The organism is Brachybacterium halotolerans (genome assembly GCF_016623465.1).
Classification (GTDB): domain Bacteria; phylum Actinomycetota; class Actinomycetes; order Actinomycetales; family Dermabacteraceae; genus Brachybacterium; species Brachybacterium halotolerans.
Map to the genome: position 1 here is coordinate 320,985 of NZ_JAEDAJ010000001.1, position 22,079 is coordinate 343,063.

A 22,079-nucleotide genomic window follows, 5' to 3' on the forward strand; every position below is an offset into this window, starting at 1 on the left:
CCCGGGGGGCCCCCCCCCCCCGGGGGGGGGGGGGGGGGGGGGGGCCCCCCCCCGGGGGGGGGGGGGGTGGGGGGGGCGGGGCGCGGGGGGGGCCCCCGCCACGATCGCATGGCCGATCTCGTGCAGGGCCACGGAGACGACGAGGGAGACGCCGACGGCGAGGGAGAGCACGAGCACGCCGGCCGAGGTCATGCCGGGGATGATGCGGAAGCCCGGGGCGACGAGCAGGGTGATCACCGCGACCATCACCAGGGTCGCGCCGGAGATCCGGATCGGCGGCAGTCCGGGCAGGCGCAGGCTGGGCGCGGGCATCGATCCTCCGGCGTGGTCGCATTCGGGCGGCGGACGGGCCGCGCGGGCGACCGGCATCCGGGTGGCGTCGCAGGTGACGGCCACGTCACCGCACCCTACGCGGGCGACCTGGAGGGTCCTAGACTGCGGGGATGACCCGCATCGCGATCTGTGCCTTCAGCGGCTGGAACGACGCCGGCGAAGCGGCGACCGGGGCCATCGAGCACCTGCTGTCGGCCTGGCCCTCCCGCACCATCGCCCGGATCCCGGCCGAGGAGTACGTCGACTTCCAGGTGCACCGCCCCGAGCTGCGGCTGGACGCCGACGGCCGCAAGGTCATCGACTGGCCGGACACCCGGATCGAGTTGGTGACCCCTCCCCGCGGACCCGAGCTGCTGCTCGTCCACGGCGCCGAGCCGTCCATGCGCTGGGGAGCGTTCTGCCGCCAGGTGCTCGACCGCCTGCTGGGGGCCGACGCCACCCGGCTGATCTCCCTGGGCGCCCTCCTGGCCGACGCCCCGCACACGCGGCCGCTGCCGGTGAGCGACCAGATCGAGCCGGGCACCGCCGAGCAGGCCGACGCCGAGTCCTACGAGGGCCCGATCGGCATCCCCACCGTGCTCGCGCGCGCGGCCGTGAGCCTGGGCGTGCGGACCTCGAGCATCTGGGTGCAGGTCCCCCACTACGTCTCGCAGAACGCCTCGCCCAAGGCCGTGCTCGCCCTGGTGCGGGCGCTCCAGGACCATGTGAGCGCACCCGTACCGATGCAGGAGCTCGAGGAGGACGCCGAGGCCTGGGAGCGCGGGGTCGAGGAGCTCTCGCGCAACGACCCGGACATCTCCGAGTACGTCGCGCGGCTCGAGGAGGCGCAGGACGCCGAGGACCTCCCGGAGGCCTCGGGCGACGCGATCGCCAAGGAGTTCAAGCGCTTCCTTCGTCGCCGCGAGGGCGAGGACTGAGGGCTCCGGGAGATCAGTCCAGGACGATCCCGAACAGCGCGTCGAGCGCCGCGGGGACGTCGGACGGCTGCTCGGGTGCTGGTCCGCCCTGGTCCGCGGAGTGCGCCGGGGCGGCCTCGGCGTCCTCGGCCGGCGCGGTGAGGCGGGATGCGAGCGCGCGGTCCGCGGCCCAGTCGTCGAGCACCGAGAGCGCGGTCGGGGTGTCGAGGTCCTCGCGCAGCGCGCGGCGCAGCGCGGCGACGATCTCCGCACCGGTCGATCCGGCGGACCCGGCCCGGTCGGCGTCGCGGGTCGCGGCGGCGCGATAGGCGGCCAGGCGCTCCTCGGCCGCGGCCAGCTCGGCGTCGGTCCACTCCCAGTCGGAGCGGTAGTGGTGGGCCATGAGGACCAGGCGGATCGCCATCGGGTCCGTGCCCGCCTCGACGAGCTTGGAGACGAAGACGAGGTTGCCCAGCGACTTGCTCATCTTCTCGCCCTCGTAGGCGACCATCCCGGTGTGCGGGTAGACGCTCGCGAAGGGGCGGCCGAGCGCCGTGGCGTGGGCCGCGCACATGTCGTGGTGGGGGAAGACGAGATCGCGTCCGCCGGTCTGCACGTCGAAGGGCAGGCCCAGGGCGTCGCGGGAGATGCACACGCACTCCACGTGCCAGCCGGGCCGGCCGCGGCCCAGCTCGCCGGCGTCCCAGGCGGGCTCGCCCTCGCGCTCGGCGCGCCACAGCAGCGGGTCAAAGACGCCGCGCTTGCCGGGACGCTCGGGGTCTCCCCCGCGGTCGGCGAAGACCTCGAGCATCTGCTCCTCGCTCCAGCCGCTGACGGCGCCGAGGGAGCCGTCCATCGCCAGGTCGAGGTACCAGTCCTCGCCCTCGGCGTCGGGAGTGGGGACCTGGTAGGCGCGGCCGGCGCGCCGGATCTCGTCGACGAGGTCGATGATCCCGTCCATCGACTCGCTCACCGAGCGGTAGGTCTGCGGGGCGAGGATGCGCAGGTGCGCCATGTCCTCGCGGAAGAGGTCGGTCTCGCGCTGGGCGAGGTCGCGCCAGTCGATGCCGTCGCGGTCGGCGCGTTCGAGCAGCGGGTCGTCGACGTCGGTGACGTTCTGGGCGAGCTCGACCTCGAGGCCCTGGTCGAGGAAGGCGCGCCGCATGAGGTCGGCCGCGTGGTAGGTGGCGGCATGGCCCAGGTGGGTCGCGTCGTACGGGGTGATGCCGCAGACGTACAGCCGCGCGCGACCCGGCGTCAGCACGGGCACGGGCCCGACGCGACCAGTGCGGGAGTCGTGCAGCCGCGGCGGGAGCCCGGAGGCGGGAAGCGGGCTGATCAGGGGCGAGTTCCAGGAGCGCACCCGACGATCATACGGACCTGGTCCCCCGGCCCGGCGGGGCGGGAGGGATGGACCACACGGCGCGTCGGGGGCGCGGACGACGGCCGACGGGAGCCGCGGTGAGTCACGCGGTCGATCCCGCGAGCGGGTCGAGCACGCCCGTGGTCAGCAGCACCAGCAGCAGCACGCCAGCGGCGATGCGGTAGGCCACGAACGGCAGGTAGGAGCGGTTCTCGATGAGCTTCATGAACCAGACGATGACCGCGTAGCCGATGCCGAAGGCGACCACGGTGGCGATGATGATCGCGAGCAGCGAGGGCTGTCCCGCGGCGGCCGCTGCGGCGCGGCCGTCGGCGCTCAGCAGCGGCGGCACCTCCTTCGCGGCCTTGTAGAGGCCCGAGGCGAAGACCGCGGGCACCGCGAGCAGGAAGGCGTAGCGCGCGGAGGCCTTGCGGGTGTAGCCCATGGCGAGGCCCGCGGTGATGGTGCCGCCCGATCGGGAGACGCCGGGGATCAGCGCGAGCGCCTGGGCGAGGCCGAAGAGGATGCCGTCCCGCCAGCTGAGCTCGGTGAGCTGCTTGCGCTGGGGGCCGACGCGGTCCGCGGCGGCGAGGAGCACGCCGAACAGGATGAGCATCGCGGCGGTGATGTACAGGTTCCGCAGGCCGCTGTCGATCTGCTCCTCGAAGGCCAGGCCGAGCACGCCGATCGGGATCGAGCCGATGATCACCAGCCAGCCCATGCGCACGTCGGGGTCCGACTGCGGGAGCCGGCCGACCAGGGCGCGGAACCAGCGGCCGATGATCCGCGTGATGTCCTTCCAGAAGTACAGCAGGACGGCGGTCTCGGTGCCGAGCTGCACGATCGCGGTGAAGGCGGCACCGGGATCCTGGCCGGGCATGAGCAGCTCGCCGACCACGCGCAGGTGCGCGCTCGAGGAGACGGGCAGGAACTCGGTGAGCCCCTGGACGATGCCGAGGATGATCGCATCGAGGATGGACACGCGTTCTCCTGCAGTGCTCGGGGACGGAGGCCGGGCGCTCAGCGCCCCGCACACAGTACGCGGCGCCCGCCTCTGGGGCGGGCGCCGCGCGCCGTGGGTGGCGAAGGAGTAGGGAACGTCTCCCCGTCAGCCGGTGGGGGACGTGCTCTCAGCGCTCCAGATCCTGGGCGCCGTCGAACTCGCCCTCGCCGTCGGGACCCTCCTCGCCGTCCTCGTCGTCCTCGAAGCCGTCGTCGTCCAGATCGTCGTCATCGAGGTCGTCGTAGTCGTCGTCGTCCTCGTAGTCGTCGTCCTCGTCGTCCCCGTCGAAGACGATGAGCGGCGTCGCCACGTCGTAGGCGTCGAACAGGGCATCGTCGTACGCGTCGAAGGCCGTGGTCAGGCCCTCCGTTGCCGCCTCGAGGGCGGGGTCGTCGTCGCCGCGCGAGGAGGCGGCGGCCTCGTAGTGTCGTTCCAGAGCGGCGATGAGTGCGGCCAGGGCCGAACGCGGGTCCGTGTTCATGGTTGGACGGTACCCCGTCGCCGGGCAGAATGGACAGTCCCTCGTCGACACCGGACGGCGCTCGGACGCGACCTCGCGCCCCGTCGCTCGGCGCCGCACCGATCCGCATCCCGTGAGGAGAGTGCTCGTGCCCCGTCCGCAGGGTCCCCCGCCGTTCCGCCGCCTGCCCGCGCCCCCGCCGCGCGGCGCCCGCGATCTTCCCGTCGAGAAGGGCCGCTCCCCCGAGGACTACGAGTTCCAGGTGCTCGCCGTCCCGCGCGGGACCTCGATCCGGAGCGTGCGCACGGCGCTCGCGGCCGAGTCGGAGTACGGGCGCTGGGACCTCGTGCGCACGCGCCATTACTACGGCGGCGAGAAGCGGGTGTGGATGCGACGCCGCATCATCCGCGTCTCCTCGACGCTCCCCGCCGCCGCGGGCTGACGCCTCCTTCGGGAGGGGAGGGCGGGTCCTCCCCACGGGCGCTCCGTCCACAACGCGCCGGCGGGCCCGTGCCCGCGCACCGCGCATCTGCTGGAATGAGCGCGTGAGCCCCGTCCCCGAGATCCTCCTGGTCCCGCTGCTCGCGGTGTACCTCCCCCACGCCGTCGTGCTGAGCGCGATCGACGGCGCCCAGCACCGCCTGCCCAACCGCTGGGTCGCCTCGCTCACGCTCCTGCTCGCGCTCGTCCTGGGCGTGCTCGCGCTTCTCGAGCCGGCTCTGCGTCCCCTGCTCGGCGCGGCCGCGGTCCTCGCCCTCGTCGTGGCCGCGGCGGGGATCGGGGTCGCCCTTCTCGCACCGCAGCTGATCGGCATGGGCGACGCGAAGACCGCCCCGGCCGTCGTGCTCATGAGCACGGCGCTCGGACCCGACGTCCTCGTGGCGGGCGCGCTCGGCACCGCCCTGCTGGGCGGGATCATCGGGATCGCGGTGATGATCGCGACCGGTTCGGGCGGATCGCGCTTCGCCTTCGGCCCCGTGCTGCTCGCCGGCCCCTTCCTGGGACTGCTGGGCGCGCCGCTCGTGCGGTCCGCGCTCGGGGTGTGAGCCGCCTGCGACCGTGCGGATCAGGTGCCGCCGGGATACCCCTGCTGACGCCACGCCTCGTAGACCGCGATGGACGCGGCGGCGGCGAGGTTGAGCGAGCGCCGGGCGGGGAGCATGGGGATGCGCACCTGACTGGTGATGCGCGGATGGGCCAGGACCTCCTCGGGCAGGCCCGTCGGCTCCGCACCGAACAGCAGCACGTCCTCGTCCCGGTACTCGACGTCGGCGAAGGAATGCTCGGTATGGGAGGTGAAGGCGAAGACGCGCGACTCGGGGAGCGCGGCGAAAGCCTCCTCGATGTCCGGGTGCACCGTCGTCGTGGCGAGATCGTGATAGTCGAGGCCGGCGCGACGCAGCTTGGAGTCCTCGAGGTCGAAGCCGAGGGGCTCGATGAGATGCAGAGGGGCGCCGGTGACCGCGGAGAGCCGGATCGCGCTGCCCGTGTTGCCCGCGATGCGCGGCTCGTGGAAGAAGACATGGACCATGGGGAGGATCCTTCCACCCCTGCGCACCCGCCGCGGCCACGTGCCCGCCCCTCGTCCCGCACCGTGGCCCACTCATGGACTTCCCAGTAAAGGATGAGTAAAGTTCTGTCCTGGTGGCGATGCCCCGCATCCGCCGCAGCGGCCCGCACAGGGGCCGGCGGACAGCAGGCACACCGAGGACCCACATGGAGGTGGACATGTCCGCGATCGCGACGACCCACGAGGGCTCGTTCCGACCCGTCGCCCCTGCCCCCGCTGAGCACGACGTGCTCGACGACGGCGATCTGCTGCCCGGGGATCCGGGCATCGAGGCCCCTGAGCTCGCCGCGGTGCGCGGGATCTCCGCCACGCAGCCTTCGCCGCCCACCCCCGCCATCGCAGGCGCGGACGGCGCCGCAGGGGTCGAAGCCGCCTCCGTGCACGTCGCCCGGCCCCGCCCCGCGCGGTCCGATGAGCTGCTGCGCCGCTGCGCGTCGCTCGCGGCACGTGCCCGCGTCGACGCGATCACGGATCTCGAGGCGACGAGCCTGCACGAGCTGCGCGAGGTGCTCGCCGAGATCCATGTCGCCGTGGCCTCCGGGGAGACGCCTCCGCGCGCTCCGCTCCCCTGCCTGGCCGCGGCGGCGCTCGAGGACCTCCGGCACCAGCTCGACCAGCAGTCCGAGGACCCGTCGGCCGCGCGGGCGCTCGGCGAGATCGACCGCGCGCTCGGCCTTCTCCATGGCATCGGCACGGCTGCCGAGTGACTCTGTTCACGAACCGGCCGAATGGGCGTATGCGGAGGTGGCACGGCCCTTTCCCCGTGCTAGAGTCTTCATGTCGCCGACACGGTGACCACCTGTCCGGGTGGCGGAATTGGTAGACGCGCTAGCTTGAGGTGCTAGTGGCCGTATTAGGTCGTGGGGGTTCAAGTCCCCCCTCGGACACCCACCGAAGGCCCCTGATCTGCACTGCAGATCGGGGGCCTTCTCCGCGCGCGGGGTCGGATCCTCGAGGGCCGTCGAGCGTCCGCGGCGACCTGCGTCGGATCCGGACTGCTCAGGACTGCGCGGGACCGACCTGCTGTGCGAGCGCGTTCCGCGCGGCCTCGCGCATCGCCTCCAGAGGCGCTCCGGGGATCCCCAGCATCGAGCGCAGCTGCATGTCCGCCTGGTGCACGAGCATCTCGAGCCCGCTGGCGACCTCTCCCCCGTGCTCGGCCACGACCGCGGCGAGCGGAGCCGGCCAGGGATCGTAGAGCGCGTCGAGGAACACCGGCGGCACCGAGTCGACGCCCTGCCTCCGCCAGTCCTCGGCGACGCGCCGGGCGCCGTCGATCGCGAGGGCGCTGATCGCCGCATCGGCTCCGAGCACCTCCCGGCTGCGGGAGAAGGGCACCTCACGGCTGTCCATGCCGAGGTCGCGGGCGAGGGCGCGCAGCGGCGCGAGCTTCTCGGGGCTGCGGGCCGTGAGCAGCACCTCGGAGGCGCCGAGGCGGGAGGCCGCCGCGAGCGCCGAGACCGCCGTCGCCCCGGATCCCAGGACGCCCACCGAGCGGCAGGCGCTCAGGGAATGGTCGCCGAGGGCCGCGACGATCCCGTGGACGTCGTGGTTCTCCGCTCGCCACGCGCCGGCCGGGGTGCGCACGAGCGTGTTCGCGATCCCCAGCATCCGGGCCGTGGTGTCGCGCGAGGACGCGAGATCGTGCGCCTCGACCTTGCCGGGCATGGTCACGCTCAGCCCCTGCAGGCGCGCGCCCTCCTCGGTGCTCAGGAACGCCCGCAGCTGCCCGGAGGGGACCTCGAAGCGGCCGTACTGCGCGTCCTCGATGCCCAGCGCGCGGTAGGCGGCCGTGTGGAGCACCGGAGAGAGCGAGTGAGCGATCGGCGAGCCGATCACGGCGAAGCGTCGGGGCCCGTGCTCGGCCGCGCTCATCCGTCCGCGTCCTTCGTCGCCGCCCGCTTCTTCCACTCGGCCACGTTCTTCTCGTGCTCGGCGTAGGTGTCGGCGAACTTCGTCTCGCCCGTGCTGGTGTCGACGGTCACCCAGTACAGCCACTTGCCCTGGGGAGGATCGGCCGCCGCCTCGAGGGTCGCCTTCCCGGGGTTCGAGATCGGGCCGACCGGCAGCCCCTCGTGCAGGTAGGTGTTGTACGGACTGTCGGTCTCGCGCTGCTTCGGGGTCGTGGAGATCGAATCGCTGCCCGAGAAGTAGGCGACCGTCGAGTCGAGCTGCAGCTTCATGGGCTTGCCATGGGCATCGCCCGCCCCGTCGAGGCGGTTCTCGAGAGTGCGCACCACACGGCCGTAGTCGTCGGGGTCGCGCGCCTCCTTCTCGGCGATCGACGCGAGGGTGAGCACCTTCTCGCGGTCCTCGGGGGCGACGCCGAGGTCGTCGAGCTCGGTCTCCATCCGCTCCCACATCATGGTGAGGACGTCTCCCGCGGAGGCATCCTCGGGGATGTCGTAGCGACCCGGCCACAGGTATCCCTCGGGGCTGTTCGCCCTGTTCTTCGGGATCCCGTAATCGGTGTAGTTCTTGGCGGCCTTCTCGAAGTCCTTCTCCGGGATGCCGGTGGTCTTGGAGATCCGCTCGAAGATGTCCTTCATGCGCATCCCCTCGGGGATGGTGACGCGCAGGCCGGTCTGACTGGACGGGTCCAGGAGCGCCTCGAGCGCCGAGGCCGAGGACATCTTCGTGTTCACCCGGTACGAGCCCGGCTGGATCTTGCTGGCCTCCTGGCTGGTGCCGAACAGGCGCACGAAGGGCGGTGCGGACTTGATGACTCCCTTGTCCACGAGGGTCGAGGCGATGTCGGACCCGGTGTCGCCCTCGGCGATCTCGATGACGACCTCCTCGTCGCTGCCCGTGCCCGTGTAGTCGTCGTCCTGCGCCTGGTCCACGTTCACGTTCCCGCGCAGCCAGGAGTAGCCGTACACCGCGCCGGCTCCCACGGCCAGGACGACCACGAGCACCAGCAGGATCGGCAGGATGTGCAGGGGCGAGCGGCGCTTCTGCTCGTGCTCGAAGCCGGCGAAGGGGTGGGCATCGTCCTCGTCGTCGCGCTCGTCGTCGACGACCTCCTCGTCGTCCTCGCGGATGGCGTCGACGCGCTCGTGGTCGTCGAGGTCGTCGACCTCGTCGGGTCGCGCCCCGTGCACTGCGGGGTGGAAGGACCCGGGGTGGGGCTCGGTCTCGGCCTCGGCCTCGTGCCGGTGGTCGGCGCTCTCGTGCGCGTCCGCGGGCCCCAGCTCCTGCGGCTGCGGCGCGGGCGGCGGCTCGGGCGCGGGCTCGGATCCCGACCGGGGGGCGGCTGCGCGATGGGTGCGCGGGAGGTCTGCGTCGGCCGAGGTCGAGGACCCGGTCTCGGAGGGGGCGGCCGGGAAGGTGTCCTCGCCCCGGCGCACGCGGAGCGCGTGACGGGCCTCCTCGAGCGCGCGCCGCTGTTCGTCCGATCGCGCCGGGACGGCGCCGACACTCGGGGCGCCGGGCTCGGCGGCGGGATCCGCACCCGGCTCGGCGGCGGGATCGATCCGGCGGGCGCGCCGGCCATGAGGGCGCGGCCGACGCACGTGGCGTGAGCCCGAGGGCTGGTCCGGCGCCTCGCGGTCGTCCTCGCTCATCGGCCCTCTCCCTCGGTGTCCGGCGCGGTCTCGAGCAGCTCGCCGGGGGCGCGCCCCGTGCTGCGCTCGACCTCCAGCGCCTGCTGCAGGATCATCACCGCCGCCACCTGGTCCACGACGGACCTGTGCCGGCGGCCCTTCCGTCCGGAGCGATGGAGGGCCTGGTGCGCCGTGACCGTCGTCAGACGCTCGTCGACGAAGCGGATCTCGGCCTCGACGCCCTGCGCCTGCAGTGCATCGGCGAGCTCGTCCGCGAAAGCACGCGCCTTCGCGGCGGCCGGCCCCTCCTGCCCGCTCAGCGAGCGCGGAAGCCCGACCATGATGGCACGGGCCTCGAGCTCGCGGGCCTGCGACACGACGCCCGCGACCGCGCCGTCCCGCGGCAGGGTCTCGACGGGCGTGGCGAGCAGCCCGTCCAGATCGCTCCGGGCGAGGCCCACCCGCACGTCTCCGACGTCGACCCCGAGCCGGACGAACCGCCGGGGGGTCTCCTGCGGATCCTCGGGCATCAGGCGTCGGCGCCCAGCGCGGCGGCGATCGCGTCCAGGGCCTGCGAGGTGCGCTGCGGATCTCCGCCCCCGCCCTGGGCCATGTCGTCCTTGCCGCCGCCGCGGCCGCCCATCGCCTCCGCTCCGGCCTTCAGCAGCGCTCCGGCGCGTCGGCCGGCCTCGCGCGCGGCGGCGTTCGTCGCGACCACGAGCGCGGCCTTCGCCCCGTCGGCCCCGACGACCGCGACCACGGCCGGGGAGTCCTCGCCGAGGCGGTTGCGCAGATCCTGGACCAGGGTGCGCAGGTCGCCCGCGGCGATGCCCTCCCCCGCGTCGTGCAGGAGCACGCGGGTGCCGCCGATGGTGCGGGCGCTCTCCACGAGCCGCCCGGCCTCGGCCTGCAGCTGGGCGCCGCGCATGGCGGCGAGCTGCTTCTCGGTCTCCCGCAGGCGCTGGGTCAGCGAGCGGACGCGCTCGGGCAGATCGTCGGCGCCGACGTTCATGATCTCCGAGAGCTGGGAGACCAGCGCCTTCTCCTTGGCCTGGTGTCGGTAGGCGTTCAGGCCCACGAGCGCGTCCACGCGGCGCACGCCCGAGCCGATCGAGGACTCCCCGACCAGGTTCACGGAGCCCAGGGCACCGGTCGTGGGCACGTGCGTGCCGCCGCAGAGCTCTCGCGACCAGTCGCCGCCGATCGAGACCACGCGCACGATGTCGCCGTACTTCTCGCCGAACAGGGCCTGGGCGCCCAGCGCCTTCGCCTCGTCGATGGGCATCTGGGCGTCGGTGACCTCGAGCTCCTGCTGCAGCAGGGTGTTCACGCGGCCCTCGACCTCCTCGAGGCTGGACTTCGGCACGGCCTGGCCGAAGCGGAAGTCGAAGCGCATGCGCCCGGGCGAGTTCTCGGAGCCGGCCTGGGTCGCGCCCTCGCCGAGCTCCTCGCGCAGCGCCTGGTGGACCATGTGCGTCGCGGTGTGCGCGCGGGCGATCGCCCCGCGGCGCTCGAGGTCGATCGTCGCGATCGCGCTCTCCCCGGGGTGCGCCTCGCCCTCGACGAGCCGGCCGCGGTGCACGGGCAGGCCCTTGACGGGCGCCTGCACGTCGTCGACCTCGATGATGCCGCCGCCGGTGAGGGCGATGCGTCCCTGGTCGGCGAGCTGGCCGCCCATCTCCGCGTAGAACGGCGTGGAGGCGAGCACGACCTCGATGTCGGCCGGGGCCTGGACGGTGTCGACGAGCGCCCCGTCGACCAGGACGGACTCGAGGGTGGTCGCGACCGAGGACTCGGTGTACCCGAGGAAGGGCACGGCCTCGCCGCGCTGGCCGAGGATCCGGTTGTAGAGCGCGGTGTCGGTGTGGCCGGTCTTCTTCGCCGCGGCGTCGGCGCGGGCGCGCTCGCGCTGCTCGGACATGGCCGAGCGGAAGCCCTCCTCGTCCACGCTGAGGCCCACCTCCTGCGCCATCTCGAGCGTCAGGTCGATGGGGAAGCCGAAGGTGTCGTGCAGGCGGAAGGCGTCCTCGCCCGCGATGCTCCGGCCGCCCTGCTCGCGGACCCCGCCCGCCAGCTGATCGAAGATCGTGGTGCCCGAGGCGAGGGTGCGGCGGAACGCCTCCTCCTCCGCGTAGACGACGTCGCTGATGCGCGAGAAGTCGCTCTCCAGCTGCGAGTAGGACTCCTTCATGACGTCCTTGGAGACCGGCAGCAGAGCCGGCATCGAGGGATCGTCGTACCCGAGCAGGCGCATCGAGCGGACCGCGCGGCGGATGAGGCGGCGCAGCACGTAGCCGCGGCCCTCGTTGCCGGGCTTCACGCCGTCGGCCACGAGCATGAGGGCGCTGCGCACGTGGTCGGCGACCACGCGCAGGCGCACGTCGTCCTCGTCGTCGGCGCCGTAGACGCGCCCCGAGAGCTCCTGCGCCTTCTCGATGACGGGGAAGACCTGGTCGATCTCGTACATGTTGTTCCTGCCCTGCAGGATGTACGCGAGGCGCTCGACGCCGAGCCCCGTGTCGATCGACTTCTGGTCGAGCTCGCCCAGCAGCGGGTAGTCCTTGCCCTTGCCCTCGCCGCGCAGGAACTGGTCGAAGACCAGGTTCCAGATCTCGATGTAGCGGTCCTCGGCCTCCGGGGATCCGGGCCACTCGGGCAGGACGCCGTGCGGCGCGTCGGGGCCGAACTCGGGGCCGCGATCGTAGTGCCACTCCCCCGTGGATCCCGCCGGGCCGGGCTGTCCGGTGTCCCAGCAGCTCTCCTCCCACGGCAGGCGCACGATGCGCTCGGCGGGGAACCCGATGACCTCCACCAGGTGGTCGAAGGACTCCTGGTCCTCCTCCCAGAGGGTGATCCACAGGCGCTCGGGATCCAGCCCGTACCCGCCCTCGTCCTGCGCGCCGGTCAGCAGCTCCCAGGAGAAGTCGATCGCGCCCTTCTTGAAGTAGTCGCCGAAGGAGAAGTTCCCGGCCATCTGGAAGAAGGTGCCGTGGCGGGTGGTGCGCCCGACGTTCTCGATGTCATTGGTGCGGATGCACTTCTGCACGCTCACGGCCCGCGCGTACGGGGCCTTCTCGGTCCCGACGATGTACGGGATGAAGGGGACCATGCCGGCGATCGTGAAGAGGATCGACGGGTCGGAGGAGACCAGCGATGCGCTGGGCACGACCTCGTGCTGCTTCTTCGCGAAGAAGTCGAGCCAGCGGCGATGGATCTCGGAGGTGCGCATGGAGGTCGGGGTCCTTCCTGGGCCGCCGCGGGGGCGGGATGGGCGTGGGGCGCGGGATGTCGCGCGGGCAGGATCGTCGGGAGTCTGCCCGAGGACGACGAAGCCCCGGTCAGGGTACGTGAAGCACACCTGCCGGGGCACGTTCCGGGCGGGCCTGGGCCCGCCCGGGACGACGTCGTCGCGAAGGGTCAGCGAGCGTAGTACTCGACGACCATCTGGACCTCGCAGGTCACGGGGACCTCGGAGCGCTTGGGGCGCGCCACGAGCTTCGACTTGAGCTGGTCCAGCTCGACCGACAGGTAGGAGGGCGTGGTGGCGAAGACGTCGCTGTTGCCCCCCTCGGCGGCGATCTGGAAGCCCTCGACGGCCTGCGAGCGCGGCTTGACCTGGATGGTCTGCCCGACCTTCACGCGGTAGGAGGGGCGGTCCACGATCTTGCCGTCCACGAGGATGTGACGGTGGGTGACTGCCTGGCGGGCCTGCAGGATGGTGCGGGCGAAGCCGGAGCGCAGGACGAGCGCGTCCAGGCGCATCTCGAGCAGCTCGACCATGCTCTCACCGGTCAGACCGGCCTCCTTGCGCGCATCGAGGTAGATGCGGTGCAGCTGCTTCTCGCGCAGCGCGTACTGAGCGCGCAGACGCTGCTTCTCCTTCAGGCGCACCGCGTAGTCGGACTCGGTGCGTCGGCGAGCACGGCCGTGCTCGCCCGGGGGGTACGGGCGCTTCTCGAAGTACTTGACGGACTTCGGGGTCAGCGGGAGCCCGAGGGCTCGGGACAGGCGCGCCTGGCGACGCGCGCGGGTGACGTTGGTCACGAGGTATACCTCTGTTCGCGTGGTGTGAATCCAGTAAGGCAGCCGCGGATTCAGCAGACGAGTCTATCCGCGCCCCAACCCGCCCTCAACTCACCTGCGCCGATGTCACGCCCTGAGAGCTGTGGAGTCGGTCACGAGGAGAGCTCCTCGCCGCGCACGATGCGTCGCAGCTCGGGGAGGCTGCGGGCGATCTGGCCCTCCGCCCCGCGCGCTGTCGGCTCGTAGTAATGGGCGTCGGCGAGGTCGTCGGGCAGGTACTGCTGACGCGCCACGCCGTGCGGGGCGTCGTGCGCGTACCGGTAGCCCTCGCCGTGGCCCAGCGACTTCGCTCCCCCGTAGTGGGCGTCGCGCAGGTGCGCGGGGACCGAGGCGCCCTTCCCCGCCCGCACGTCGGCGATCGCGGCGTCGAGCGCCTGGTAGGAGCGGTTGGACTTCGGAGCGGTCGCGATGTGCACGACAGCCTGGGCGAGGGGGATGCGCCCCTCGGGCATGCCGAGCATCTGGACCGCCTGCATCGCCGCGACGGCGACCTGCAGGGCCTGGGGGTCGGCCATGCCGACCTCCTCGCTCGCGGCGATCACGACCCGCCGGGCGATGAAGCGGGGGTCCTCCCCCGCCTCGATCATCCGTGCCAGGTAGTGCAGCGCGGCGTCGGGGTCCGAGCCGCGCATGGACTTGATGAAGGCGCTGGTGACGTCGTAGTGCTGGTCGCCGTCGCGGTCGTAGCGCAGGGCGGCGCGATCGACCGCCTGGGCGAGGGTGTCGGCGTCGACCTCGTGGGCGCCCCTCATGAGGGCCGCCCCGGCGGCCGCCTCCAGGGAGGTGAGGATCTTGCGGGCGTCGCCCCCGCCGAGGCGCAGCAGGGCCGAGCGGGCCTCGTCGGTCAGCGTGATCTCGCCGCCGAGCCCGCGCTCGTCGGTGAGGGCGCGCTCTACGAGCTCCTCGAGGTCCTCCGTCGCGAGCGACTCGAGCGTCAGCACGATCGAGCGCGACAGCAGCGGCGAGATCACGGAGAAGAAGGGATTCTCCGTGGTCGCGGCGATGAGCGTGACCCAGCGGTTCTCGACGCTCGGGAGCAGGGCGTCCTGCTGGGACTTCGAGAACCGGTGCACCTCGTCGACGAACAGGACGGTCTCGCGTCCCGTGGTGCGCAGGCGCGAGCGCGCCCGGTCGATCACCTCACGGAGCTCTTTGACGCCCGCGAGCACGGCGCTGACCTCGACGAACTCGCGGTCGCCGGAGGTCGCGACGACGTAGGCGAGAGTGGTCTTGCCGGTGCCGGGCGGCCCCCAGAGGATCACCGAGGCGGGGGCGGTGCGGGCGTCGTCGGCCGCGACGAGCCGCCGCAGCGGACTGCCGGGATCGAGCACCTTGTGCTGTCCCACGACCTCCTCGAGGCTGCGCGGGCGCATGCGCACGGCGAGCGGCGCGCGATGGTCCCGGTTGCCCTCGGAGAGCGTGCGCGGTGCGGGCGCATCGCCCGAGAGCGTGAAGAGGTCCTCCTCCATCGCTCCGCTCCCTTCTCTCCAGGATGCTGGTCTGCTCCGCGCTGCAGGGCTTCGGCCGTCGGGGGTCGATCGTCGTGCCTCGGCCGTCGAGCGCCGAGGGGTCAGGCGCGGCGGCCCCGGCGCCCGCGTCCGAGCGCGCGGCCGATCCGCCCCGGCCAGGCCGGGCCCTCGTAGATGAGGGACGTATAGCCCTGGACCAGGTCGGCGCCGGCGTCGAGCCGCTCCTGCACGTCCTCGGCGGTGACGACGCCTCCGCAGCTGATGATCGTCATCTCCTCGGGCAGCTGCTCGCGGAGGATCGCGAGGACCTCCCGCGAGCGGTGGGCGAGGACGGGCCCCGAGAGCCCGCCGGCGCCGATGCGCTCGATCCGGTGACGGGCCGTGCGCAGGTCCCGCGGGCGGTCGATGGTCGTGTTGGTCGCGATCACGCCCGCGAGGCCCAGGTCCCGCGCGAGGGCGGCGACCGCGCACACATCCTCGTCGTGCAGATCGGGGGCGATCTTCACGAGCACGGGCACCTCGCGGCCGAGCCGCGAGCCCACAGCGCCGGCCTCCTCGAGCACCGCGGCGAGGATCGGGCGCAGCGCATCGGTCGACTGCAGGTCGCGCAGCCCCGGCGTGTTGGGGCTGGACACGTTGATCGCGAGGTATGAGGCGTAGGGCGCGAGTGTGCGCGCGCTGAAGCGGTAGTCCTCGGCCGCGTCGGCGAGCAGCGTCGCCTTGGTCTTGCCGATGTTCACGCCGATCACGGCGCGCTGCCCGCGCTCCGTGCGGCGCACCAGGGCGAGGCGCTTGGCGGCGGCCGCCGCCCCGTGGTTGTTGAATCCCATGCGGTTGACCAGCGCGCGGTCCGCGAGCAGTCGGAAGGAGCGCGGGCGCGGATTGCCCGGCTGCGGCTTCGCCGTGACGGTGCCGACCTCGACGTGCCCGAAGCCCAGGTCCAGCAGGCCGAGAGGGACCTCGGCGTCCTTGTCGAAGCCCGCGGCGAGCCCGAAGGGCGTCGGGTGCTCGTGGCCCAGCGCGTGCACGGGGGCGTGACCGCGTCCCAGGGGGCGCGGGGTCCCGAACAGGGTGCGCAGCGCGAGATGGCCGCCGGGGACCGCCTGCGCGAGGCGCAGCGCCTGCACGGTGAGGCGGTGCGCCCGCTCGGGGTCCAGACGCGTCAGCACATGGTCGAAGAGCACCGCGTAGGGGCGCACGGCGCGGGGCGGCGCGCCGGTCGGGACGGGGCGGGCCGACGTGCGGAAGCGGGGGTCCGGGATCGAGGAGGTCACGCGCTCACCGTACGTCCTGCGTCGGACGTCCCGCGCGCGGCGGCGCGGCGGTGCACGAGCAGGTAGACGATCGCGACGACCGGCAGCAGCAGCGGCACGAACCCGTAGCCCGAGCCGAAGTGGGACCAGACCGTCGAGACCTCGAAGAGGCCCGGGGCGAAGGTCGTCAGCGAGCCGACCACGAGGATGCCGACCAGCTCGATCCCGCACACCCAGAGCGCGGCGCGGGAGCGCGCGCCCCGTCGGACCAGAAGCACTGTCACCACGACGTACGTGAGGGCCGAGACCAGCGAGAGGGCGTACGGCAGGGGCGCCTCGGTGAACTTCGTGGCGAGCTCGTAGGTCGCGCGGCCGGTCGCCGCGAGGGCGAGGATCCCGTAGACGACGATGAGCAGCGTCGCGAAGCCCCGTTCGCGCCGGCGCACCGACCCCGTGGGGTCGACGGCGTCCCGGCGGGACGGGGCTGGGCTCTCCGGTCCCCCGCCGGTCGCGCTGCCGGCGGGGTCGGGGGCGGCGGACGTGGGTCCGGTGGACGTGGGATCGGGACTCATGCGGGGCCTCCGGGCCAGATCTGGGGCAGACGCATCTGCAGGACGAGCTGGGTGATCGCGGCCAGGGCGATCCCGGCGCTGCCCCAGCGGGTGCGCTCGGTCGCTCCCAGCCAGGCGGCACCCAGCGGCATCACGAGACCGGTCAGCAGGTAGCCGTACAGGGTGATCCGATCCGGCGCGGGGCCGACCGTCATGTCCTGGTAGGCCCACACCAGACCCTCGATCAGCCAGACGAGCATGATCGCGGCGGGGCCGGCGAGCAGCAGGAAGTCCGCGGCGAGCGACTTGGCGACGTACAGCAGGGCCAGCGCGGCGGTGAGGCCGGAGAGCGCGTACACCGCGACGGCGAGCACGCCCACGCCCACTCCTGTTCCGCGATCGCGTGGTGCGCGATCGCCTGCCGCCGACGGATACGAGGTCCGGGCGCCGACCGGTCGAAGGGCCGCGGACCTCCGCATACGATAGAGGAATGGTCTCCATCACCACATCCCCCAGCACAGTTCAGTCCGTCACGGCCGACGTCCTGATCCTCCCCGTCCTCTCGGGAGAGGAGGGCGCGGGCCCTGCCGTCCTCGGTCTCCCCGAGCTCTCCCCCGTGCTCGCCGCCGTCGGCGCCTCCGGCGCGCAGGACGAGCTCACCCGACTTCCCGCCCGCGAGGGCGTCGCCGCCTCCACGGTGCTCCTCGCGGGCCTGGGCCGGCGCAGCCTCGATGACGCCGACGCCGTGGTCCTGCGGCGCGCCCTCGGGGGCGCCACCCGCTCGCTGACCGGCGTGGGCAGCGCGGCCGTGGCCGTGCCGGGCGGGACGGGCGAGCAGCTCGCCGCCGCTGCCGAGGGAGCGGCCCTCGGCGCCTACTCCTTCACCGCGCACAAGTCGGACGCGTCCTCGGCGACCGCGCCCCTGCAGGAGATCGTGCTCGTCGCCGACGAGAGCACGACCGGAGACGGCGCCGTGGCCGCCTCCGAGCGCGCCGGGATCCTCGCCGACGTGGTCGACGTGACCCGCGACCTCGTCAACACTCCCCCGAACCTGCTCTACCCCGAGTCCTTCGCGCAGCGGGTGGGCGAGATCGCCGACGGGCTCCCGCTCGAGGTCACGGTGCTCGACGAGGAGCAGCTCGCCGCCGGCGGCTACGGCGGCATCGTCGGCGTGGGCCAGGGCTCGGCCCGCCCGCCGCGGCTCGTGCGCGTCCGGTACGCACCCGAGGGGGCGACGGGCCACGTGGCGCTCGTGGGCAAGGGCATCACCTTCGACACCGGCGGCATCTCGCTGAAGCCCGGTCCCGGGATGGACGACATGACGTCCGACATGACCGGCGCGGCGACCGTCCTCGCCGCCGCCGTCGGCGCGGCGCGCCTGAACCTGCCCGTGAAGGTCACGGCCTTCCTCGCCATCGCCGAGAACATGCCCGGCGGCGGCGCCCAGCGCCCCGGCGACGTGGTGACCATGCGCAACGGCCGCACCGTCGAGGTCCTCAACACCGACGCCGAGGGCCGCATGGTGATGGCCGACGCCCTCGTCGACGCCGTCGCCGAGCAGCCCGACCTGGTGATGGACGTCGCCACCCTCACGGGCGCGGCCGTGGTCGCGCTCGGCGACCGCACCGCCGCCGTCATGGGCACGGACGAGGCGCGCACGGAGGTGCTCGCCGCCGCCGACGCCGCCGGCGAGCCGTTCTGGCCGCTGCCCTTCCCCGAGGAGCTGCGAGCGGGGATCGACGGCCGCGTCGCCGACCTCCGCAACATCGGTGCCGGCCGCGCCGGCGGCGCGCTCACCGCGGGGATCTTCCTGCGGGAGTTCGTGGGCGGCACGCCGTGGGCCCACCTGGACATCGCCGGCCCCGGCTTCGCCGACTCCCCGCAGGGGTACATGGGCAAGGGCGCGACCGGCATGAGCGTGCGGACCGTGCTCGCGGTGCTCGAGGCGCGCGCCCGCTGATCCCCGGCCCGGCTGACCCCGCCCCGGCGCATCCGGCGCCGGGGCGGCGCCCGGTGCCGGTGAGACGTGCCCGACCCCACCGTGCTCGGCCGCCGATTCCTGCCCACCCCGGGCTGTGGGGTGGCCTAGCATGGTGGGGTATGGGCACGGCCGCCACGGCCTGTGCCGGTTCGGACGACCCGAGGGAGCTCACCGGTGACGGAATCACCCACTGACCAGTTCGACATCGTCATCCTCGGAGGCGGCAGCGGCGGCTACGCGGCCGCGCTGCGCGGCGCGGAGCTCGGAAAGAGCGTCGCGCTCGTCGAGAAGGACAAGCTCGGCGGCACCTGCCTGCACCGCGGCTGCGTGCCCACCAAGGCCCTCCTGCACGTCGGCGAGGTCGCCGACAACGCCAAGGAGGGCGGCACCTTCGGCCTCGACATCGACGTCAAGGGCGTGGACGTCCCGCAGATGCTCGGCTTCAAGGACAAGGTCATCGGCCGCCTGTACAAGGGCCTCCAGGGCCTCGTGAAGAGCCGCAAGGTCGAGTACGTCGAGGGCTTCGGCCGCCTCACCGGCCCGAAGACCATCACGGTCGAGACCGAGAACGGCACCCGCACCCTGACCGGCGAGAACATCGTGCTCGCCTCCGGGTCCTACTCGAAGTCGCTGCCCGGCCTCGAGCTCGGCGGCCGCGTGCTGGACTCCGAGGCGGCGCTGCAGCTGCCCGAGATCCCGAAGAACCCCATCATCCTGGGCGGTGGCGTGATCGGCGTCGAGTTCGCCTCGGTGTGGAAGTCCCTCGGGGCCGAGTCCGTGACGATCGTGGAGGGCCTCCCCCACCTCGCGGCGAACGAGGACGAGTCGCTCTCCAAGGCCCTCGAGCGCGCCTTCAAGAAGCGCGGCATCGCCTTCTCCCTCGGCATCTTCTTCGAGAAGTGCGAGCAGACCGACACCGGCGTGAAGGTGTCCCTGGCGGACGGCACCGTCTACGAGGGCGACTACCTCCTGGTGGCCGTCGGCCGCGGCCCCAGCACCAAGGACCTCGGCTACGAGGAGCAGGGCATCGAGATGGACCGCGGCTTCGTGCTCGCGAACAAGGAGACCCTCGAGACGAACGTCCCCGGCGTCTACGCCGTCGGCGACATCGTGCCTGGCCTCCAGCTCGCCCACCGCGGCTTCCAGCAGGGCATCTTCGTGGCCGAGCGCATCGCCGGCCTGAACCCCGCCCCGATCATCGAGTCCGGCATCCCGCGCGTGACCTACTGCGAGCCGCAGCTGGGGTCCGTCGGCCTCACCGAGAAGCAGGCCAAGGAGCAGTTCGGCGACGAGGGCGTCGAGACCTACGAGTACGGTCTCGGCGGCAACGGCAAGTCCCAGATCCTGGGCACCACGGGCTTCGTCAAGCTCGTCCGGGAGAAGGACGGCCCGGTCGTGGGCGTCCACATGATCGGCACCAACATGTCCGAGCAGATCGGTGAGGCGCAGCTCATCGTCAACTGGGAGGCCTACCCCGAGGACGTCGCCTCCCTCATCCACGCCCACCCGACGCAGAACGAGGCCCTGGGCGAGGCGCATCTCGCGCTCGCCGGCAAGCCTCTGCACGCCCACGCCTGAGCCGCCCCCAGGAGGAGAAGAACATGTCCGAAACCGTGAAGATGCCGGCACTCGGCGAGTCCGTCACCGAGGGCACCGTCACCCGGTGGCTCAAGTCCGTCGGTGACACCGTCGAGGTCGACGAGCCCCTGCTCGAGGTCTCGACCGACAAGGTCGACACCGAGATCCCCTCCCCCGTCGCCGGGACCATCGAGAAGATCCTGGTCGAGGAGGACGAGGACGCCGAGGTCGGCGCCGATCTCGTCCTGATCGGCGACGGCTCGGGCTCCGGGGACTCCGACTCCGGGGACTCGGGTGCGAGCGAGGACGCGTCGCAGGACGGTGGCGAGGACCTCGCCTCCGACGAGACCGCCGCCCCCTCGACCGAGCAGTCCGCCTCTGAGCAGCCCGCCTCCTCCGGCGACTCCGAGTCCACGCAGGACGAGGGGTCGGCGGATCAGGCCCCGGCCGGCGGCTCCGCGAGCGGCACCGAGGTCTCCATGCCCGCGCTCGGCGAGTCCGTCACCGAGGGCACGGTGACCCGCTGGCTCAAGGCGGTCGGCGACAGCGTCGACGAGGACGAGCCGCTGCTCGAGGTCTCGACCGACAAGGTCGACACCGAGATCCCCTCGCCCGTCGGCGGCACGCTGCTCGAGATCCGCGTCCAGGAGGACGAGGACGCCGAGGTCGGCTCCGTGATCGCCGTCATCGGCGACTCCTCCGGCGCCTCCTCCGCCCCGGCCGCCCCGGCAGCCGCTCCCCAGGAGGAGCCGGCTCCGAAGGCCGAGGAGAAGCCGGCGGAGAAGACCGAGCCGAAGCCCGCGGAGACGGCGGAGTCGAAGCCCGCGGAGAAGGCTCCCGAGCCCGCTCCGGCACCCGCCGCCGCGCCCGCCGCGTCCTCGAGCCCGGCCCCGAAGGCCGCTGATGCCGTCTCCGGTGCCGAGGCCTCCGGGTACGTGACGCCCCTCGTGCGGAAGATGGCGGCCGATGCCGGCATCGACCTGTCGACCGTGACCGGTTCCGGTCTGGGCGGCCGCATCCGCAAGCAGGACGTCCAGAAGGCGATCGATGCGCAGAAGGCGGCCTCCGCCCCGGCCGCGGCGCCCGCCGCTGCTCCGGCGTCGGCGGCTCCGTCCGGTCAGGCTCCCAAGGTCGAGGTCTCCCCGCTGCGCGGCACCGAGGAGAAGATGTCGCGCCTGCGCAAGATCGTCGCCTCGCGGATGGTCGAGTCCCTGCAGACGCAGGCGCAGCTGACCACGGCGGTCGAGGTCGACATGACCCGCATCGCGAAGCTGCGCACGCAGGCCAAGGACTCCTTCGCCCAGCGCGAGGGCGCCAAGCTGACCTTCCTGCCCTTCATCATGCAGGCGGCCGTCGAGGCGCTGAAGACGTACCCGAAGCTGAACGCGGAGATCGACGGCGACGTCATCAAGTACCACGGCTCCGAGAACATCGGCATGGCCGCGGACACCGATCGCGGACTCGTGGTCCCGGTCATCAAGAACGCCGGCGACCTGAACCTCGCGGGGCTCGCCCGCCAGATCGGCGAGCTCGGCGCGAAGGCCAAGGGCAACAAGCTCGGACCGGACGATCTGCAGGGCGCGACCTTCACGATCACGAACACCGGCTCCGGCGGCGCCCTGTTCGACACCCCGATCGTGCCGAACCCGCAGGTCGGCATCCTGGGCTGCGGCACCATCGTCAAGCGCCCCGCGGTGATCACCACCGAGGAGGGCGACGAGGTCATCGCCGTCCGCTCGATGATGTACCTGTTCCTCTCCTACGACCACCGCCTGGTCGACGGCGGGGACGCCGCGCGCTTCCTGACCTTCATGAAGCAGCGCCTCGAGGGCGGGGCCTTCGGCTCGGAGCTCGGCCTGTGACGGTCTGATCCGCTGCGGCTGATCCGCTGCGGCTGATCCGCCGCGGCTGATCCGCAGCGGATCCGCACCGCGGGAGCCCGGCACCGTGATCGGTGCCGGGCTCCCGTGCGTCCGGGGCACCCCACCCCTCCCTCG

20 protein-coding genes and 1 tRNA gene are annotated in these 22,079 nt (G+C 72.9%); 8 read left to right on the forward strand and 13 right to left on the reverse strand.

The features are described 5' to 3' along the window. The first annotated feature begins 443 nt into the window (after positions 1–443). Entirely contained in the window at positions 444–1,250 is an 807-nt protein-coding gene (locus I8D64_RS01405; RefSeq protein ID WP_200500723.1) for a PAC2 family protein, read from the forward strand. A 13-nt stretch (positions 1,251–1,263) separates the two neighbouring features. Here the strand turns inward: I8D64_RS01405 and mshC are convergent, their stop codons facing one another. From mshC to I8D64_RS01420, 3 genes are all read right to left on the reverse strand, one after another. Next, positions 1,264–2,592, reverse strand: coding sequence for a cysteine--1-D-myo-inosityl 2-amino-2-deoxy-alpha-D-glucopyranoside ligase (gene mshC / locus I8D64_RS01410; protein ID WP_200500724.1), 1,329 nt, complete (start codon positions 2,590–2,592; stop codon positions 1,264–1,266). Between the two features lie 103 nt (positions 2,593–2,695). Then, on the reverse strand, positions 2,696–3,574 hold the full coding sequence (locus I8D64_RS01415; RefSeq protein WP_200500725.1) for an undecaprenyl-diphosphate phosphatase: 879 nt from the start codon (positions 3,572–3,574) through the stop codon (positions 2,696–2,698). 148 nt (positions 3,575–3,722) lie between these two features. After that, positions 3,723–4,076 carry a DNA primase gene (locus I8D64_RS01420; protein ID WP_200500726.1) on the reverse strand — a complete coding sequence of 118 codons (354 nt, stop codon included), beginning with the start codon at positions 4,074–4,076 and terminating at the stop codon, positions 3,723–3,725. A gap of 127 nt (positions 4,077–4,203) precedes the next feature. On the opposite strand from I8D64_RS01420, the gene I8D64_RS01425 reads away from it, so the two are divergent. Both I8D64_RS01425 and I8D64_RS01430 read left to right on the forward strand, forming a co-directional pair. Then, positions 4,204–4,497: a DUF5703 family protein gene (locus tag I8D64_RS01425; protein WP_200500727.1), complete on the forward strand. Its 294-nt coding sequence runs from the start codon at positions 4,204–4,206 to the stop codon at positions 4,495–4,497. Between the two features lie 103 nt (positions 4,498–4,600). Next, on the forward strand, positions 4,601–5,101 hold the full coding sequence (locus I8D64_RS01430) for a prepilin peptidase (protein ID WP_200500728.1): 501 nt from the start codon (positions 4,601–4,603) through the stop codon (positions 5,099–5,101). Between the two features lie 20 nt (positions 5,102–5,121). Here the strand turns inward: I8D64_RS01430 and I8D64_RS01435 are convergent, their stop codons facing one another. Beyond that, positions 5,122–5,586 carry a tRNA (cytidine(34)-2'-O)-methyltransferase gene (locus I8D64_RS01435; protein ID WP_200500729.1) on the reverse strand — a complete coding sequence of 155 codons (465 nt, stop codon included), beginning with the start codon at positions 5,584–5,586 and terminating at the stop codon, positions 5,122–5,124. A gap of 197 nt (positions 5,587–5,783) precedes the next feature. Here I8D64_RS01435 and I8D64_RS01440 point away from each other — a divergent pair, with 197 nt between their 5' ends. Both I8D64_RS01440 and I8D64_RS01445 read left to right on the forward strand, forming a co-directional pair. Then, the gene (locus I8D64_RS01440) at positions 5,784–6,332 is read left to right on the forward strand and encodes a hypothetical protein (RefSeq protein ID WP_200500730.1); all 549 of its coding nucleotides are present in this window, start codon (positions 5,784–5,786) and stop codon (positions 6,330–6,332) included. Positions 6,333–6,426: 94 nt separating this feature from the next. Continuing rightward, positions 6,427–6,512: transfer RNA gene (locus I8D64_RS01445), tRNA-Leu, on the forward strand. 112 nt (positions 6,513–6,624) lie between these two features. On the opposite strand, the gene I8D64_RS01450 is transcribed toward I8D64_RS01445, so the two are convergent. The 9 genes from I8D64_RS01450 to I8D64_RS01490 all read right to left on the reverse strand — a co-directional run bounded on the left by I8D64_RS01450 (position 6,625) and on the right by I8D64_RS01490 (position 16,903). Beyond that, a complete protein-coding gene (locus I8D64_RS01450) occupies positions 6,625–7,500 on the reverse strand; it encodes a shikimate dehydrogenase (protein ID WP_200500731.1) in 876 nt (291 codons plus the stop codon). Continuing rightward, entirely contained in the window at positions 7,497–9,188 is a 1,692-nt protein-coding gene (gene mltG / locus I8D64_RS01455; protein WP_200500732.1) for an endolytic transglycosylase MltG, read from the reverse strand. Before mltG ends, I8D64_RS01450 begins: the two co-directional genes overlap by 4 nt. Then, positions 9,185–9,697, reverse strand: a complete 513-nt coding sequence (gene ruvX / locus I8D64_RS01460) for a Holliday junction resolvase RuvX (protein WP_200500733.1) — start codon at positions 9,695–9,697, stop codon at positions 9,185–9,187. The genes mltG and ruvX overlap by 4 nt, the downstream gene beginning before the upstream one ends. Beyond that, positions 9,697–12,396: an alanine--tRNA ligase gene (gene alaS / locus I8D64_RS01465; protein WP_200500734.1), complete on the reverse strand. Its 2,700-nt coding sequence runs from the start codon at positions 12,394–12,396 to the stop codon at positions 9,697–9,699. The genes ruvX and alaS overlap by 1 nt, the downstream gene beginning before the upstream one ends. A 188-nt stretch (positions 12,397–12,584) precedes the next feature. Further along, positions 12,585–13,211, reverse strand: a complete 627-nt coding sequence (gene rpsD, locus I8D64_RS01470) for a 30S ribosomal protein S4 (RefSeq protein ID WP_200500735.1) — start codon at positions 13,209–13,211, stop codon at positions 12,585–12,587. A 131-nt stretch (positions 13,212–13,342) separates the two neighbouring features. Next, complete coding sequence (locus I8D64_RS01475; protein WP_200500736.1) at positions 13,343–14,719, reverse strand: replication-associated recombination protein A; 1,377 nt, start codon at positions 14,717–14,719, stop codon at positions 13,343–13,345. A gap of 101 nt (positions 14,720–14,820) precedes the next feature. Further along, positions 14,821–15,918, reverse strand: a complete 1,098-nt coding sequence (locus tag I8D64_RS01480; RefSeq protein ID WP_200501231.1) for a quinone-dependent dihydroorotate dehydrogenase — start codon at positions 15,916–15,918, stop codon at positions 14,821–14,823. 71 nt (positions 15,919–15,989) lie between these two features. Beyond that, entirely contained in the window at positions 15,990–16,544 is a 555-nt protein-coding gene (locus tag I8D64_RS01485; RefSeq protein ID WP_246482630.1) for a hypothetical protein, read from the reverse strand. Further along, positions 16,541–16,903 (reverse strand): hypothetical protein, encoded by a 363-nt coding sequence (locus I8D64_RS01490; protein WP_200500737.1) that lies wholly within the window; start codon positions 16,901–16,903, stop codon positions 16,541–16,543. The genes I8D64_RS01485 and I8D64_RS01490 overlap by 4 nt, the downstream gene beginning before the upstream one ends. Before the next feature lie 110 nt (positions 16,904–17,013). Here I8D64_RS01490 and I8D64_RS01495 point away from each other — a divergent pair, with 110 nt between their 5' ends. From I8D64_RS01495 to sucB, 3 genes are all read left to right on the forward strand, one after another. Further along, positions 17,014–18,483: a leucyl aminopeptidase gene (locus I8D64_RS01495; protein ID WP_200500738.1), complete on the forward strand. Its 1,470-nt coding sequence runs from the start codon at positions 17,014–17,016 to the stop codon at positions 18,481–18,483. Positions 18,484–18,678: 195 nt separating this feature from the next. Further along, positions 18,679–20,082, forward strand: a complete 1,404-nt coding sequence (lpdA, locus tag I8D64_RS01500; protein WP_200500739.1) for a dihydrolipoyl dehydrogenase — start codon at positions 18,679–18,681, stop codon at positions 20,080–20,082. Positions 20,083–20,105: 23 nt separating this feature from the next. Next, positions 20,106–21,944, forward strand: coding sequence for a 2-oxoglutarate dehydrogenase, E2 component, dihydrolipoamide succinyltransferase (gene sucB, locus I8D64_RS01505; RefSeq protein WP_200500740.1), 1,839 nt, complete (start codon positions 20,106–20,108; stop codon positions 21,942–21,944). The last annotated feature ends 135 nt before the right edge of the window (positions 21,945–22,079 follow it).